Here is a 15,950-nt window from a genome sequence, read left to right on the forward strand (position 1 = left end):
CCGTCTCCGTGCTGCACGCCGCCGACCTCGGCGGCGGGCCCGCCACCTTCGCCCTCCTCGTGCTCGCCCTGACCGGCGGAACCGCGCTCGGGATCCGTACGGCGGGCAAGGTGCTGCCCGCACTGTCGCGGCGCCGGCTGCTGGCTCTCGCCACCGCCGTCACCGGGATCGCCCTCCTCGCGCTCGGCCTCGTGCCGGACACGGCGACCGGGCTGCTGATCGCACTCGTCGCCGGCTACGCGGCCGGCGTCGCCGCCCGTACCGGGCACGCGCTCGTCGACCAGGAGACCGAGCAGTCACGCCAGGCCAGGACGGAAGAACACCTCCAGGCCGTCGTGCGGGTGCTGGTCGCCCTCGGCGCGGTCGGCGGCCCGGTGCTCGCCGCCGCCATCGGACGGCACCGCCTCGGCTCCGGCGACTTCGTCTTCGCCCACGGGGGAGCCGCCTTCGCCCTCATGCTCATCGGGGCCCTGCTGCTGCCCGTCGCCGTGATCGTCCTCGCCAGGACGGACGACCGCGCCGGAGTCCCGCTGCGCCGGGACCTGCGTGAGGCGCTGCGCGGCGGCGACCCCGCGGTCGCGCCCGCCGCGACCGGCTTCTTCCTCGCCGTCGAGGGCGGCGACGGAGCCGGCAAGTCCACCCAGGTGGAGGCGCTCGCGGAGTGGATCCGGGCCAAGGGCCACGAGGTCGTCGTCACCCGCGAGCCGGGCGCGACCCCCGTCGGCAAGCGGCTGCGCTCCATCCTGCTCGACGTGTCCTCGGCCGGACTGTCCAACCGGGCCGAGGCCCTGCTGTACGCGGCCGACCGGGCCGAGCACGTCGACTCGGTCGTCCGGCCCGCGCTGGAGCGCGGGGCGGTCGTCATCTCCGACCGGTACATCGACTCGTCCGTCGCCTACCAGGGCGCGGGCCGGGACCTCGCCCCGACCGAGATCGCCCGCATCTCGCGATGGGCGACCAGCGGACTCGTGCCGCACCTGACGGTGCTCCTGGACGTCGACCCCGACACGGCGAGGGAACGGTTCACCGAGGCGCCCGACCGCCTGGAGTCGGAGCCGCGGGAATTCCACACCCGGGTGCGGTCCGGCTTCCTCACCCTCGCCGCGGCAGACCCCTCCCGTTACCTGGTGGTGGACGCCGGCCAGGAGCCCGGAGCCATCACCACCGTCGTACGCCACCGGCTCGACCGGCTCCTGCCCCTCTCCGACGCCGAGATCGAGGCTCGCGAGGAGGCCCGCAGGGCGGCCGAGGAGGAGGCGCGGCGCAAGGCCGAGGAAGAGGCGGCCCGCAAGGCCGAGGAGGAGCGGCTGGAGCGTGAGCGGCAGGCTCAGCTCGCCAAGCTCCGTGCCGAGGAGGAGGAGCGCAGGCGCCGCGAGGAGGAGGAGGCGCGCCGTCGCGAGGCGGAGCGGCAGGCGGAGGAGGCCCGGCAGCGGGCCGAGGACGCACGTCGCCGCGCCGAGGAGGAGCGGGCACGCATCGAGGCCGAGGATCGGGCGCGCGAGGCGGAGCAGGAGCGGCTGCGCGCCCAGGCCGCCGAGGAGGCCAGGCTGCGCAAGGAGGCGGAGGAACTCCGCCTCGAGAAGCAGCGCAGGGCGGAGGAGGCCCTCGTACGCGCCGAGGAGGCGCGCCGAAGGGCCGAGGAGGAGGCGGCGGCCCGGGCGGAGGCCGCCGCGGCCGCCGCGCGGCAGGCGGAGGCGTCCTCGCCGTCGTCGTCCGTGCCGGACAACGAGCTCACGGTGCCGACCCCGGTCATGAACCCGAACGAGGTCACGCAGCCGGTGCCCCTCGCCCACCCCTCGGACCGCCCGGCACGCGATGCGGACGAGACGGCCGTCCTGCCGCCCGTGCGGGACGAGCCCGCGGACCGGGTGCCGCCGGGCACCTTCCGTGACGAGCGCCCCTCCGCCCGTGGTGCGGAGAGCGAGAGCGAGCGCACGCGTGAACTGCCCCAGGTGGGCGAGGAGCCGCAGGCCGGCCAGGGCCGTGCGCGCGGCCGGCAGCGCCCCCGCCCCGACTGGGCGGAGGAGACCCCCCTCGACGACCTGCCCAGCCTCGCCGACGAGCTGCTCGGTGGCCAGGAGGGCGACGACCCGGGGAACACCGGGCGACGAGGCCGACGGCCGCGCGGCTGACCGGCCGCGCGGCCGGCCCGGCGGGAGCAGGCGGGGACCCGGTGGCCGGGGCGGCCGGTGGGCGGGATTGTCGGACCCGTCCCGCACAATGGGATTCCGGCTTCCCCCGCACCACCACCGGAAGGGCGGTGACCCATGACCGTATGGGACGACCTGGTCGGACAGGACCGAGTGCGGGAGCAGCTCGGTGCCGCCGCCCGGGACGCCGATGCGCTGGTCACCGTCCAGTCCGAGGGCGGGACGGTGCCGCCCGGCTCGAAGATGACCCACGCCTGGCTTTTCACCGGCCCGCCGGGGTCCGGCCGGTCCACCGCGGCCCGGGCCTTCGCCGCGGCGCTGCAGTGCACCAGCCCTGACCGCGCCCTGGGCGGGGCTCCGGGCTGCGGGTTCTGCGACGGCTGCCACACGGCGCTGATCGGCACCCACGCGGACGTCGACGTGATCCGCACGGACCTGCTCTCGATCGGCGTCAAGGAGACCCGTGAGCTGGTCCGCCGGGCCCAGCTGTCCCCGGCCGTGGGCCGTTGGCAGGTCATCGTCATGGAGGACGCGGACCGCCTGACCGAGGGCGCCGGCAACGTCCTGCTGAAGGCGGTGGAGGAGCCGGCGCCGCGCACGGTCTGGCTGCTCTGCGCGCCCTCGATCGAGGACGTCCTGCCCACGATCCGCTCACGCTGCCGCCTCCTCACCCTGCGTACGCCACCCGTCGAGGCCGTCGCGGACGTGCTGATCCGTCGCGACGGCATCGACCCCGAGCGTGCCGCGTCCGCCGCCCGGGCCACACAGGGCCATATCGGCCGGGCCCGCCGCCTGGCCACGGACGAGCGGGCACGGGCCCGCCGTGCCGCCGTGCTCAAGCTCCCGCTGCGCGTCCAGGACGTCGGCGGCTGTCTCAAGGCGGCCCAGGAGCTGATCGACACGGCCTCCGACGACGCCAAGCAGATGGCGGAGGAGGTCGACGTCAAGGAGACCGAGGACATGAAGGCGGCGCTCGGCGGCGTGGCCGGCGGCCGGATGCCGCGCGGTACGGCGGGTGCGATGAAGGAGCTCGAGGACCGGCAGAAGCGGCGCAGGACGCGCACGCAGCGGGACAGCCTCGATCTCGCGCTGACCGAGCTCACCGGCTTCTACCGCGATGTGCTGGCGCTCCAGCTCGGGTCGCGGCTGGCGCTCGCCAACACCGACGTGCGCGACGCCATCGACCGGGTCGCCGGGTCCTCCACCCCGGAGCGCACCCTGCGGCGGATAGAGGCCGTCATCGCCTGCCGGACCGCCCTGGACCGCAACGTCTCGCCGCTGCTCGCGGTGGAGGCGATGACCATGGCCCTCCGCGCGGGCTGACTGCCGGTGACCGCGGGAGCCGCCCGTTCCTGACCTGTCGCACGCGGGGGTGAATTCACCCGTATGGGTAGGGAATCGGTGCAACCGTCATCCTGCGGATACGCTCCGGGCATGGACACCAGGCGCCTGCTCCGCATCCTCGCCACCGCGCTCGGCACGGCCGGCCTTCTCGTCTCCGGCTGCAGTGGCGGTGGTTCGGCGCCGAGCGCGTCGGCGACGGGTTCCGTCGCCTCCGAGGACCTCGAGCCGTACTACGGGCAGAAGCTGCGGTGGCGGGACTGCGGGGTCGAGGGCTTCCAGTGCACCACCATGAAGGCCCCGCTGGACTACGAGGAGCCCGGCGAGGGAGACGTGAAGCTGGCCGTCTCCCGGAAGAAGGCCACCGGGCCGGGTGAGCGGATCGGCTCCCTCCTGGTGAACCCGGGCGGCCCCGGCGGCTCGGCCGTCGACTACCTCCAGGGGTACGCGGCCATCGGCTATCCCGCCCCTGTGCGCGCCCGGTACGACATGGTCGCCGTCGACCCGCGCGGAGTCGCGCGCAGCGAGCCCGTCACGTGCCTGACGGGCAAGGAGATGGACGCCTACACCCAGGTGGACCAGACCCCGGACGACGACGCCGAGGTCGCCGCGCTGAAGAAGGCGTACGAGAAGTTCGCGCGCGGCTGCGAGAAGCGGTCCGGCGACGTCCTCGCGCACGTGTCCACTGCGGAGACGGCACGGGACATGGACATCCTGCGGTCCCTGCTCGGTGACGAGGAACTCACCTACGTGGGCGCTTCGTACGGGACGTTCCTCGGTGCGACCTACGCCGACCTGTTCCCGGACCGGGTGGGCCGGCTGGTCCTCGACGGGGCGATGGACCCCTCCCTCACCGCGGTCGAGATCAACCGCGACCAGACCGCCGGTTTCGAGACGGCCTTCCGGTCGTTCGCGGCCGACTGTGTGAAACAACCCGACTGCCCGCTCGGCACGAAGGCCGCAGACGCCGCGACGGCTCTGAAACGGCTGTTCACCGACCTGGACGCCCACCCCGTGGCGACGGGCGAGCCCCGGAAGCTGAGCGAGTCCCTGGCCATCACGGGCGTCATCGCCGCCATGTACGACGAGGGCGCCTGGCCCCAGCTCCGCGAGGCCCTCGCCGGGGCGGGGCGGGGTGACGGATCAGGTCTCCTGGCCCTGGCCGACAGCTACTACGAGCGCGGCCCCGACGGCACGTACGCGAACCTCATGTCCGCCAACGCCGCCGTGAACTGCCTGGACCTGGCCCCCGCATTCTCCGGCCCGCAGGCCGTCGAGAAGGCGCTGCCCGCCTTCGAGGAGGCGTCCCCCGTCTTCGGCCGGGGGTTCGCCTGGGCAGCCCTGAACTGTGCGGCCTGGCCCGTCGACGCCACCGGCACACCGCACCGCACCGAGGCGGAGGGCGCCGCCCCGATCGTCGTGGTCGGCACCACCCGCGACCCTGCCACGCCTTACAAGTGGGCCGAGTCCCTCGCCGGCCAGCTCTCCTCCGGCGTCCTCCTCACGTACGAGGGCGACGGGCACACCTCGTACGGCCGGGGCAGCGACTGCGTCGACACGGCGATCAACACGTACCTCCTCGACGGCACCCCGCCGGGTGACGGCAAGAAATGCTCCTGACCTGCGACGTCGGGCACCCGGGAAGGTGGTGCGAAGCACCCTCGGAAACTGTGTAGACTTGGCGTCGCTGCTGACCGCACCGTGGTGTGACAGAGCGTGCCGCCTTAGCTCAGTTGGCCAGAGCAACGCACTCGTAATGCGTAGGTCTCGGGTTCGAATCCCGAAGGCGGCTCGGAATTGCCCCAGGACTCACTCGCCGTGACCTGGGGCTTTTTCATGCTCAGGTGCGACGTCGGAGCCTTGAGCGAGCCGCTCGGCTGTCCGTGGTCTGAGTACGGTGCGTTTCTCCGCGGTGTCGGTGGAACCGCCGGGCGAGTACCGCGATCATGTCTGGCACGGATCAGGGTTTGGCCGCCGTATTGGCTGCGGGCGTGGCTGGGATGGGCACCGGCTCCTGGCGCTTCTCAGTGGTCACTTGCTCCGGTCGGCGGACGCTGGGAATTGCGCTTGACGCTGCGCCAGGGAGGCGCCTTCCGTGTGGGAAGGGCAAGGTTTCAGATGCCTGCGGCGGGGCGCTTCGGCCGGAGGGCTCTCTGTGCTGGTCCGACAGGGCTGGGCCGACATGCGGAAGAAGCCTCCTGGTGGCAGCTGCCTGTCGCTGATCCACCGGCCTGCTGGTCCCCGTCGGCCGTCATGTCCCTCGCTGTGTGCGGGGAGTGCGGCGACCGTTCGGGGGCTGGGCCAAGTGCTTCGAGGGGAAGCGCCTCCTGGTGTGCCGCAGGGTTGCGGCACGTCACTCACGACCCAGCTGTGCGAGCCCGAGCCGGCGGCTGTCGTCCAGCGCGGACGCGCCGTTGCCGAGCCCAGCGCGAGGGTCTGTTCTCAGACGTTCGACCAAGCATGGAGGAAGGCGTTCCGCCCTGCAGGATCGTCCGACCTGCGGTCGGCGTGCAGGACGTGCCAGGCGGTGAGTTCGAGGTCGCGGATCCACAGTTCGCCGATGACTTGTGTCTTGAGGTCGGGCAGGTGGTCGGACTCGGCGAGGGCTTGGCCGATCACCTCTCCGGCTGAGAGGCGTTGGGGCGGGGTCATCTCGTCGACGGCAGAGAGGATCTGTCGGGCCAGGGTGGTTCCCTCGCCGGTCAGTGCTTCGAGTACGCCGGCCTTGATAGTGGCGGGCAGCAGGTAGGCGGTGCCTGAAGACCTCCACAGGTCCGACCAGAAGCGTTCTCCTGCCTCGGTGGGGGCGGGGAGCGCGGCCAGCAGCCCGAGGAGACGGCCGATCGCCGCGTAGCCACCGGAGTGGGCTGCTGCGACGACCGCGATGCCTGCGACGCGCTCCACGTCGAGTCGGCCGGTTCCCGAAGCGGGGCCCAGCTGATGTTCCAACTGATCGGTCAGAGGGGTGGACAGGTGGGGACGAACTTCAGGGAGCATTGGCGATCCTTGCGGGTGGGCGAGCGGAGATGCCGGTTCGGAAGCCTGATCGTTCCCCGCGGCCGGCCGGTCTACTCGGCTCAGGCGGGCCGAACCGGCGTCGGGCTCGCCGGGGTTCGTCCGGCGGTGTCGGTCCCGCATCGGTGACGAGCCCCTTCTCCCGCACCTCTTGAAAGCTTTCGGGTGGGCTTCTCCACCATGAGCGCATGATCGCCAGTGACGCTCATGAGTCCGGTGAAGGTGGTCACCGGGCGAGGTCGGCGCTGACGTCCTGCCACCGGATGTCCGGCGAGCCACCGCGGTGGCGCGGGCGAGTCCGCTGACCACGGGCGGTCGAAGCCTCCGGTGTCGCCGTTCAGGTCGGGGGTGCGCATATGCCGTGCCGCGGGCTGCTGTCGTGGACGGCCACCGTGATGCTGTCCGGGCGGGCGGACGGGTGTGAGCAGGTCGGAAGGGCACGTGCCGTGGCCGGGCGGGCAGGTGGGGACGTCGACGCGCACCGTGTCCACCAGGCCGCACTGGTCTCCGTCGTCCGTGCCGGAGTCCTGTCCGAACGGCGCCTGTGTCTGTCCGGTCTGGCTTCGACCGGATGTGCGTGGCCGCAGGTCACGGTCCTGGTCGGGTGCGAGGGCCTAGGCCGGGATGACTCCCCATGCGCTCAGCCGGTGGCTCAGGCAGAGAGCCTTTCCCGCCAGAACCTGAAAATCTGTGTTGGACGAGGTAGACATTGGGGTGCGGGGTGGGTATGGTTTCTCTCGTAAGCAAGAAGGACGGCAGGGCCTGGCAGAGATGAACTGCCGGGCAGCAGTACTCAGCAGTTGCAGTGCGCAGTTCGGTGCGGTGGTGGAGTTCCGAAGCCGGTGTTGTTGGAGGATGGCGACGGGGCTGGCGACCGGACCGGGTGGCCCGCCGTTTTCAGGGGCTGCCGTGAGCAGAACCGCAGGAAAGCAAGTGCAGTCCGCAGTATCAGTGGTCCCTCGGTAAATGGCGTCAGGCTGCGGCGCGCGTACCGGGAAGTTCGGCAGTGGGGTTCTGAGCCGGAGCAGATGCAGGACGGGCGACGGGGCTGGCTGCCGGAGTGGCGCTGTGAGAGGCCACCAGGAATACGGAAGTGGTTCGTCCAGAGGGAAAGAACGGAGGAGTTGAGCGCCATCAGGATCGCCCGGGCGGAAGTGTTGGGCCCGGGTACCGCAGGACATCGTGAGTGAGGTGGTCTCCGGTCAAGCAACCGCGATCCCCGCAACCCCGGGCTTCTTCCCGGTAGGCATGCGGAAACACAGAGCCGGCGTAGCCGATCAAGGCCGGCTGATGGTGTAGCAGTTCCTTCGGGGCCCGGGTGCCATACCGGCACCAGGGCCCCTCACACGCGTTTCACAGGAAGGTGCGATGACAGCAGACGATTCCTTCGGCCGTCTCGAGGACGACGACTACCCGGCGTACACCATGGGCCGCGCCGCCGACATACTCGGCACCAGCCAGAACTTCCTGCGCGCCATCGGCGACGCCCGTCTGATCACCCCGCTGCGCAGCAAGGGCGGACATCGCCGCTACTCCCGCTACCAGTTGCGCATCGCAGCCCGTGCCCGGGAACTCGTCGACGCCGGCACGCCGATCGAGGCCGCCTGCCGCATCGTGATCCTCGAGGATCAGCTCGAGGAAGCCCAGCGCCTCAACGCCGAGTACCGGGCCACCCACGCCTCCGAGCCGCCGTCCGCGGCCTGACGCGGAAGCGCGCCCGCCCTGCCGCATCGGTGCTCGTACCGTGGCACTACACCCGTTGGCCCGTGACGCACCTATCCTGCGCACGGGTCGCCGGACGGAACAGGTCATCCGGCACAGCCCTCCCGGCACGAGGCTTTCCCGCAGGTTCCTGCCCTGCGGGCGGTGGACTGGCGGCCGTGTGCGGAGGTGCGGGTCAGGTGTTCGCGGTCGGACCGGCGAGGGGCCGCAGCTCACGGCGGCTCGACGCGGGGAGGGAGCTTCGTCTGTCGCCGGGCAGGTCAGTCGGTACGCGTTCCCCACCCTGCCTGGCCGCTGCCTCGGTGCCGTCCAGGCGGGTTCCGCGTCGGACCGGGACGGTTCGCCCCTGTGCGGGCGGTCACCGGCCGTCCGGGTGGGAGTAGAAGGCGAGGCCGGGATTCCGGTCGATGTCGCGGGGGTGGGGGCCGTGCCATTCGAGGAAGAGGACGGTGGCGTCGTCCTTGAGGCGGCCTCGGTGGTAGTCCAGGATGCTGTGGATCAGGCGGCGCAGTGTTTCGGGGACGGGCATGCCGTCGGCGTTGTGGTGCAGGACGAAGTCCATGAAGCGGTCCAGACCGAATTCCTCCCCGCCCGGGGCGTGGGGCTCGGTGATGCCGTCGGTGTAGAGGACGATGCGGTCGCCGGGGTTGAGCTGGGCACGGCACATGGTGGCAGCCAGGCCCAGATCGGTGCCGAGTGGCGGGCCGGGTGGGCACGGTGGCAGTCGTGACCAGCTGCTCTCGCGTACCAGGATGGGGGAGTGGTGGCCGTGGCTGATCCACGACAGTGCCCCGGTGCTCAGGTCGAGGTCGGCCAGGATCGCCGTGACGTAGCGGGTCTGGGCCAGATACCTGACCAGAACCTGCTCGATCAGCTGTCCGGTTTCGAGGAGGGTGGCACCTTGACGTCGGGCGTTGCGGCAGGCGGCGACCGCCAGGTTCGCGGCCAGGCCTGCCGCGATGTCGTGCCCCATGGCGTCGAAGATGCCCAGGTGTACCGTGTCGTCGGCCAGTGCGTAGTCGAATGCGTCTCCGCCGACCTCGTAGGCCGGTTCCAGGGCGGCGCTGATCGTCACGCGCTTGTTGGCGAAGGCGCGCGGTGGCATCAGGTTCCACTGCATCTCCGCTGCCACGTTCATCGGCCGGATGCGCACTCTGCGTGCGTAGGAGTCACTGTGCGGCCGCTTGTCCACCACGAGCATCGTCACCAGCGTCGCCAGGTGCCGCATCATCGGCCTGGCCTGCTCGCCGGCACTGCCGGGATCGACGTCGACACGCAGCACCCCGATGCGTTCCGCGCCGTCCAGCATGGGCACCCACCACCGGTGCTTCCCGGTCCCCTCCTCGGGCAGCTCCTGCACGGTCTGATAGGCGCGACCAGGGAGACTGCCGTCCACCGGCACCTCGTCCGCAGAGGAGCCGCCCCCCTCCCCGGCGTCCAGACCTCGGCCGGTCAGCAACCGCAACCGGTCCTCCTGCAGATCAGCCAGGTAGATCAGCACATCGTTCAGTCCGGCCTTCGCGGCGTACTCACGCACCGTGCCGGGCAATTCCTCCATCGACATGGTGTGCGAGGTCTCCAACAACCCGACCAGCATCTGCTCAACGTCGCGCGCCACGGTGCTCACCTGATCCCATGTCGTGATCCCCCGCGTCCGCTCGTACCTCGTCGAGGCCGAGCTTCAGGCGATCCCTCGGCCTACGCGGACGAGTAGCCGCTGAAAGGACCCTTCAATCAACCCTACGGTCGCGTCTTGCGCCACCGACGGGATTCGTGGGCCGCAGTGAGGGTCCCGAGTCGGCCGCGCCCTCACGACCGGAAGCACCCCGCAACGCCGGCTGCCGCCGACAGCTACCTCGCACCCGTGGGGTTCACGAGGTCCGTGTAGGACGGTCGGTGGGGACAGCACCGTCGGCGGCGATGGTGAAAAGCTGGTCCGTGCCGCTGACCTGCAAAAGCCGGGCCACCTGGCGGGTCAGAGGGCCGGCCAGGATCATGTGCTGGCGTGTGTGGGCCCGGACCAGGGTGTTGAGCATCGACGAGTCGGCGAACGAGACGCCGGACAAGTCCACGACCGTCCGGGCGACGCCGTCTCTGAGAGCCGTATCCAGCGCCTGGCGCAGGAGCGGTTCGCCGTTGACGTCCAACTCACCGGTACAGACGATGATCCGCGTGCCATCGCCGCCCGGACGCGCCACGACGCGCGCGACGGGCTGACTCGCCTGGTCCATGTCCTCCTCCTCGTCACCCGGTCACCGGCCCGGCACTGAGGCACGCGTGCGCACGGTATGCCGCGACCACCAGTCGGGTGGCGCGCCTGAGCCACAGTATCTTCCCATGCCACCTGAATAAAGCTGTGATCGCTGAAATAGATATGGGGAAGTGAACGTGCCTCGGCCAGCTGACGGTGCCGGCCACCCGACGGTCGGACGGTCGGACGGTGGAGCATCATCGGGCCCTGCCGCAGTGTTCGGGCGTCGCTGACACCGACGAAACCGCCAACAGTCATGTGGACCGTGACGGAGTCCCCGTCCGACAAGGACGCCCCGCCCTGCCGGTAAAGCCCCATACCTTCACCGGAGGCCTCCGCCGGCCAATGCGAGCGGAACGGTGGGGTGGAAAGCCCTGTCGGTAAGCGTCATCGGCTCGGCTCCAGTGGCACGCGGAGTGTCCGCCCGAACACCAGGGTTACGATGCGGAACCATGGCACAGGAGACGCGCACGGCATCCGGGGACTTCGAGTTGACGACGGACGAGTTGCGCGTCGTGACGCGTTACGTGGTCCGACACGCGGAGGACGTCCTGCCGGTTTTCGAACAGGCGGTCCCCGGGGATTCGCGCCCCCGTGCCGCGATCGACGCGGCCTGGACGTTCGTCGACGGCGCCGACAGGAGCAGGTTGCAGCGCGTCACCTCCGTCGACGCCCATCGAGCCGCCCGGTCCGCACCCTCCGAAGCCGCGCGCCTGGCTGCGCGCTCCGCCGGGGACGCCGCAGCGGCGGCGTATCTGCACCCCATCGCCCAGGGCAACCAGGTCGGCCACATCCTGCGGGCCAGCGCGAGCGCTGCACGCATCGCGGAGGTCGAGGCGGGCGGCGACCCGGCGATCGGCGAGGCGGCGCTGGATCAGTCGCTCCGGCGCGCGACACCGGTGCTCATCGACGTGCTCCGCCGCTATCCGCTCGCGCCTGACGGCGCCAGTCGGGTCGCCCGGCTGATGAGCGCCCTCGACCGTTCCCTGCGCCAGGGGGCCGACAAGCCGTCGGAGCGCGTTCCGGTCTGCGGCGACGATGAGCGGGGCAGGGAGTGCACGCCATGATGCGCGCGTGGGCGTAGTCCGTGAGGTCCCGGGGCGTCGCACTGCCCGCACCGGTTCGCCTACCCTCGCTCCCGTGCCCCGCAATCCGAGGAAACCCCGCCGACTGGTCGCCGGCGACCGTGTGTTCACGTGGACGACGCGTCACAGTCATCGCACGGATGGCGACGGCCGGTCCGTGGACTGCCGACAGGTCCTCACCCTGTCCCCGCAGCCGGCCGGCACCGGTGGCCTGCTGCGTATCGTCTTCGCTGACGGGCCGGGCCGGTTCGTTCCGGGCGGAGCCCCGCTCGGCTCCGGGGACGTGGGGATGACCGGGGGCGCGTCCCTGAACCTGCACAGGCCGGGCGCCGTCCGGGCTCTGCTCGACGTGGTGTTGTCCCGCGGGTGGCAGCCGACGGAGCGGCAGGAGAGGGAAGTCGACGGCTGGGGGCTTTTGGACGAAGCGGGTGCGCGATGCGGCGACACCGCCCGAACGACGCAGGCGTGGACGACAGTCGAGCAGAGCGCGGGTTCCTCTCCACGCGGTACCGCGTCAACGGCCTGAACTCCTCGCACGCCCACGCCCACGCTCGACGTGTGTGGATGAGTGACACAGGCACACCACTCGAAGACTGCCCGGAGAAGCGAGGCCAGGGCGGTCCGCCCGGCCGTGTGCCGTCATCACCTGAAGACACCGCCGGCAGATGACCAGGACCAGGACAGGGCGGCCTGCTGTTCGCCGCCCCGCGGCCGAGGGCCCACCGGCCTCCGCAGCGCGGGCGCGACGGGCCGCCCCTCCCGCCGGCCGGGAACTCCGAGGGGAGGAGCGGGGAAGGCACCCGCCGGGAGGGGGGTGTGCGGCTGGGAGGCGTGGCTCCCGAGTTGCGCTCCGGGCCCCGCCGGGTCGCGGAGGACGGGGCCCTCGTTCCAGCCTGGTGCTGACCGACCCACGGAAGCTCACTCCGAAGCCGAAGCCGAAGCCGAAGCCGAAGCCGAAGCCGAAGCCGAAGCCGAAGCCGAAGCCGAAGCCGAAGCCGAAGCCGAAGTTGTAGCCGCCGTCGACGGCCCGACCGGGTGCCCCGGCCGGACCGTCGGGTTCGAGCGGGAGCACCGGTCGCAGTGGTCGCAGTGGTCGTGGCCGACGGGGTCGCCGGATGAGGGCGTCCCCCTCTCCCCGGTCAGCGGGTGGCGAGGAACTCGAGCGTGTCGATCACCCGGTGCGAGAAGCCCCACTCGTTGTCGTACCACGCGACCACCTTGACGTGGTGGCCGTCGACGCGGGTGAGTGCCGAGTCGAAGATCGACGAGGCGGGATTGCCCACGATGTCGGACGACACCAGCGCGTCCTCCGAGTACTCGAGTACTCCGGCGAGCGGCCCCTCCGCCGCGGTGCGGTAGGCGGCCAGCACGTCGTCGCGCGTCACCTCGCGAGCGACGGTCGTGTTGAGTTCGACGATCGAGCCCACCGGCACCGGCACGCGGATCGAGTCGCCCGACAGCTTCCCCGCGAGGTTCGGCAGTACGAGGCCGATCGCCTTGGCGGCGCCGGTCGTGGTGGGCACGATGTTGACGCCGGCGGCTCGCGCGCGACGGGCGTCGCGGTGCGGACCGTCCTGGAGGTTCTGCTCCTGCGTGTACGCGTGCACCGTCGTCATGAAACCGTGTTCGATGCCCGCGAGTTCATCGAGGACCGCGGCCAGGGGTGCGAGGGCGTTGGTGGTGCAGGAGGCGTTCGAGACGATCGTGTGCACGGCCGGGTCGTACGCGTGGGTGTTGACCCCGAACGCGAGTGTGACGTCGGCGCCGTCCGAGGGCGCGCTGACGAGCACCCGCTTCGCGCCCGCGTCGAGGTGGGCCCGGGCGGCCTTCGCGGAGGTGAAGCGGCCTGTCGCCTCCAGGACGATGTCCACGTCGAGATCCGCCCACGGCAACTGCGCCGGTTCGCGCTCGGCCAGCACCGTGATCCGGCGGCCGTCGACGACCAGGGTGTCCCCCTCGACGGTCACCGGGCGCCCGAGTCGCCCTGCCGTGCTGTCGTAGGCGAGGAGCCGGGCGAGAGTGGCGGGCTCCGTCAGGTCGTTGACGGCGACGACCTCCAGAGTGCTGTCGCGCTCCAGCAGTGCGCGCAGCACGTTGCGCCCGATGCGGCCGAACCCGTTGATGGCGATGCGAGTCATGAGTGATGTCCCTTCGTTTCCCCACCAGGCTCGCTCGCGGTGGACGCCACTGACAGTGGCGGGATCGCCATGGTGCGCAAGTATCTCGCCATGCGGTGCCCGGCCGCCTACTCGCCCCGCGTGAAGGTGCGCCGGTACTCGCTGGGAGTGGTGCCGAGGATGTGCTGGAAGTGCAGGCGCAGATTCGCCCCGGTGCCGAGCCCGACGTCGGAGGCGATCTGTTCGACGCTGCGCTCCGAGCGTTCGAGGAGCTCGCGGGCCAGGTCGATGCGGGCACGCATCACCCACTGCATCGGTGTGTAGCCGGTCTCCTCGACGAAACGACGGGAGAACGTACGGGGCGAGACTCCCGCCTGCCGTGCCAGGACGTCGAGGGTGAGGGGCTCGCCGAGCCGGTGGAGCACCCACTCCCGGGTGGCGGCGAAACGCTCGCCGAGCGGCTCGGGGACACTGCGCGGCACGTACTGGGCCTGGCCGCCACTGCGGTAGGGCGCCGCGACCAGACGCCGGGCCGCGTGGTTGGACGCGGCCACTCCGAGGTCACCGCGCAGGATGTGCAGGCACAGGTCGATGCCGGAGGCGGCGCCGGCCGAGGTGAGTATGCTTCCCTCGTCGACGAACAGCACGTCGTCGTCCACCTGGACGAGCGGATGCCTGGCCGCGAGTGCCCGGGTGTAGTGCCAGTGCGTCGTGGCGCGCCTTCCGTCGAGCAGTCCCGTGGCGGCGAGCGCGAAAGCGCCCGTGGAGATGGCGGCGAGCCTCGCGCCCCGCCGGTGCGCGGCGACCAGTGCCTCGACGACGACCGGCGGAGGGTCTTCCCGGTCCGGGAACCGGTAACCCGGGACGAAGACGATGTCGGCCCAGGCCAGCGCGTCGAGTCCGTCGGTGACGTAGTACGCGAGGCCGTCCCCTCCGGTCACGAGGCCGGGGGCTGCCCCGCACACCCGCACCTCGTACGGCATGCTCGCGCGGGTCGTGAAGATCTGCGCGGGAATGCCGACGTCGAGCGGCTTCGCACCCTCGAGTACCAGAACGGCGACGCGATGCGGGCGGGGTGCAGGCATGGGAAGAGGTTACGTGGCACGTGCCGTGAGGACTTACGGCCGCGAGGCGGACCGGAGGCTCACCCCGGGGCAGGCCAGGCCAGGCCATGGCGGACGAGGCAGAGGTAGACGCCGGCCGGGGAGCGCCGGGCCGACGCGACGCTGGACTCCCTGTTGGCGTCCGGCGGTTCACCGGCGAGCACGGCACGTGGTGCCGTCGGGTGGCGGCAGGGACGGAGCCGGGGCGCATGAAGACGCCCGGCGGCAAGGCCGTATGCTGCGGCGGGGCGGGGCGGGGCAGGCGCCACTCGGGCGCCGCGACCGCCCGTTGCCGCCGGGTCACCCGTTCCGCATCGGGTACCCGACGAACGAGACCTGGGGGGTTGACCGGTGATCACACCGACCGCGGCCGGAGGCGTGGCCCTGATCGAGTTGGGCATGGCGCTGACGCCGGGACCGAACATGATCCATCTCGCCTCCCGTGCGATCACCCAGGGACGCAGGGCGGGCCTGGTCAGCCTCGGTGGCACCGCCGTGGGATTCGTGTGCTATCTGGTGGCCGCGGCCGCGGGCCTGTCCGCGCTGTTCGCCGCCGTGCCGTTGGCGTACACGGTGGTCAAGCTCGCCGGGGCCGCGTATCTGGCTTACCTCGCCTGGGGCATGCTCAAGCCCGGCGGTCGCTCCCCCTTCGACCCGGCCCAGGACCTGCCTCCGGTCTCCGACGCCCGCCTGTTCTCCATGGGGCTGCTGACCAACCTGCTCAACCCCAAGATCGCTCTGCTGTACGCCGCCCTGCTGCCCCAGTTCCTGGACCCGCAGGGAGGCCCCGCCTGGGCACAACTGCTCCAGCTCGGTGGTGTGCAGATCGTCGTGGGAGTCTCCGTGAACGCCCTGATCATGCTGGGCGCGGCGCGGGTGTCCGGGTTCCTGGCCGCCCGCCCCCGCGCGATGACCGCCCAGCGGTTCGCGGCAGGCGGCCTGCTCGGCGCCTTCGCGGTGCGCACCGCCCTGTCCCGCAGCACCGTCTCCACCTGAGCCGACGCCGCGCCCGGTCCGCCCTCGTGCAGGAAGTCGCGGTCAGGTGTGCCGCCGACGTCCGTCCCGAAGGTCCGCGTGCCCGGCCGGCGACCGATCGGGCCGCCCACGGCCGTCGCGATCCGAGGCAGTGGCGCGCGCGGCCCGGCGACCGGGTCGGCCGCCACGGG

At 71.7% G+C, this 15,950-nt stretch carries 11 protein-coding genes and 1 tRNA gene; 7 read left to right on the forward strand and 5 right to left on the reverse strand.

All coding sequences use genetic code 11. The features are described 5' to 3' along the window. The 4 genes from tmk to ABZ371_RS16640 all read left to right on the forward strand — a co-directional run. Positions 1–2,132 (forward strand): dTMP kinase (gene tmk / locus ABZ371_RS16625; RefSeq protein ID WP_358679511.1); only part of this gene is annotated, 2,132 nt, incomplete at its 5' end. A 135-nt stretch (positions 2,133–2,267) separates the two neighbouring features. After that, the gene (locus tag ABZ371_RS16630) at positions 2,268–3,473 is read left to right on the forward strand and encodes a DNA polymerase III subunit delta' (RefSeq protein WP_358679513.1); all 1,206 of its coding nucleotides are present in this window, start codon (positions 2,268–2,270) and stop codon (positions 3,471–3,473) included. Positions 3,474–3,584: 111 nt separating this feature from the next. Continuing rightward, positions 3,585–5,111 carry an alpha/beta hydrolase gene (locus tag ABZ371_RS16635; protein ID WP_358679515.1) on the forward strand — a complete coding sequence of 509 codons (1,527 nt, stop codon included), beginning with the start codon at positions 3,585–3,587 and terminating at the stop codon, positions 5,109–5,111. 98 nt (positions 5,112–5,209) lie between these two features. After that, positions 5,210–5,283, forward strand: a tRNA-Thr gene (locus ABZ371_RS16640). Between the two features lie 650 nt (positions 5,284–5,933). Here the strand turns inward: ABZ371_RS16640 and ABZ371_RS16645 are convergent. Continuing rightward, positions 5,934–6,488, reverse strand: coding sequence for a hypothetical protein (locus ABZ371_RS16645; protein WP_358679517.1), 555 nt, complete (start codon positions 6,486–6,488; stop codon positions 5,934–5,936). A gap of 1,386 nt (positions 6,489–7,874) precedes the next feature. Here ABZ371_RS16645 and ABZ371_RS16650 point away from each other — a divergent pair. Beyond that, positions 7,875–8,210: a MerR family transcriptional regulator gene (locus ABZ371_RS16650; protein WP_358679520.1), complete on the forward strand. Its 336-nt coding sequence runs from the start codon at positions 7,875–7,877 to the stop codon at positions 8,208–8,210. A gap of 376 nt (positions 8,211–8,586) precedes the next feature. On the opposite strand, the gene ABZ371_RS16655 is transcribed toward ABZ371_RS16650, so the two are convergent. Next, the gene (locus ABZ371_RS16655) at positions 8,587–9,846 is read right to left on the reverse strand and encodes a PP2C family protein-serine/threonine phosphatase (protein WP_358679523.1); all 1,260 of its coding nucleotides are present in this window, start codon (positions 9,844–9,846) and stop codon (positions 8,587–8,589) included. 253 nt (positions 9,847–10,099) lie between these two features. Next, positions 10,100–10,459: an STAS domain-containing protein gene (locus ABZ371_RS16660; protein ID WP_358679526.1), complete on the reverse strand. Its 360-nt coding sequence runs from the start codon at positions 10,457–10,459 to the stop codon at positions 10,100–10,102. Positions 10,460–10,931: 472 nt separating this feature from the next. On the opposite strand from ABZ371_RS16660, the gene ABZ371_RS16665 reads away from it, so the two are divergent. Next, positions 10,932–11,546 (forward strand): putative immunity protein, encoded by a 615-nt coding sequence (locus ABZ371_RS16665; protein WP_358679531.1) that lies wholly within the window; start codon positions 10,932–10,934, stop codon positions 11,544–11,546. Positions 11,547–12,703: 1,157 nt separating this feature from the next. Here the strand turns inward: ABZ371_RS16665 and gap are convergent. Together gap and ABZ371_RS16675 are read right to left on the reverse strand one after the other, a co-directional pair. Continuing rightward, the gene (gene gap, locus ABZ371_RS16670) at positions 12,704–13,702 is read right to left on the reverse strand and encodes a type I glyceraldehyde-3-phosphate dehydrogenase (protein ID WP_358679540.1); all 999 of its coding nucleotides are present in this window, start codon (positions 13,700–13,702) and stop codon (positions 12,704–12,706) included. 107 nt (positions 13,703–13,809) lie between these two features. Continuing rightward, a complete protein-coding gene (locus ABZ371_RS16675) occupies positions 13,810–14,766 on the reverse strand; it encodes a helix-turn-helix domain-containing protein (protein WP_358679543.1) in 957 nt (318 codons plus the stop codon). 369 nt (positions 14,767–15,135) lie between these two features. On the opposite strand from ABZ371_RS16675, the gene ABZ371_RS16680 reads away from it, so the two are divergent. Then, on the forward strand, positions 15,136–15,780 hold the full coding sequence (locus tag ABZ371_RS16680; RefSeq protein WP_358679546.1) for a LysE family translocator: 645 nt from the start codon (positions 15,136–15,138) through the stop codon (positions 15,778–15,780). Positions 15,781–15,950: the final 170 nt, after the last annotated feature.

The organism is Streptomyces sp. NPDC005899, assembly GCF_040629645.1.
Lineage (GTDB): Bacteria > Actinomycetota > Actinomycetes > Streptomycetales > Streptomycetaceae > Streptomyces.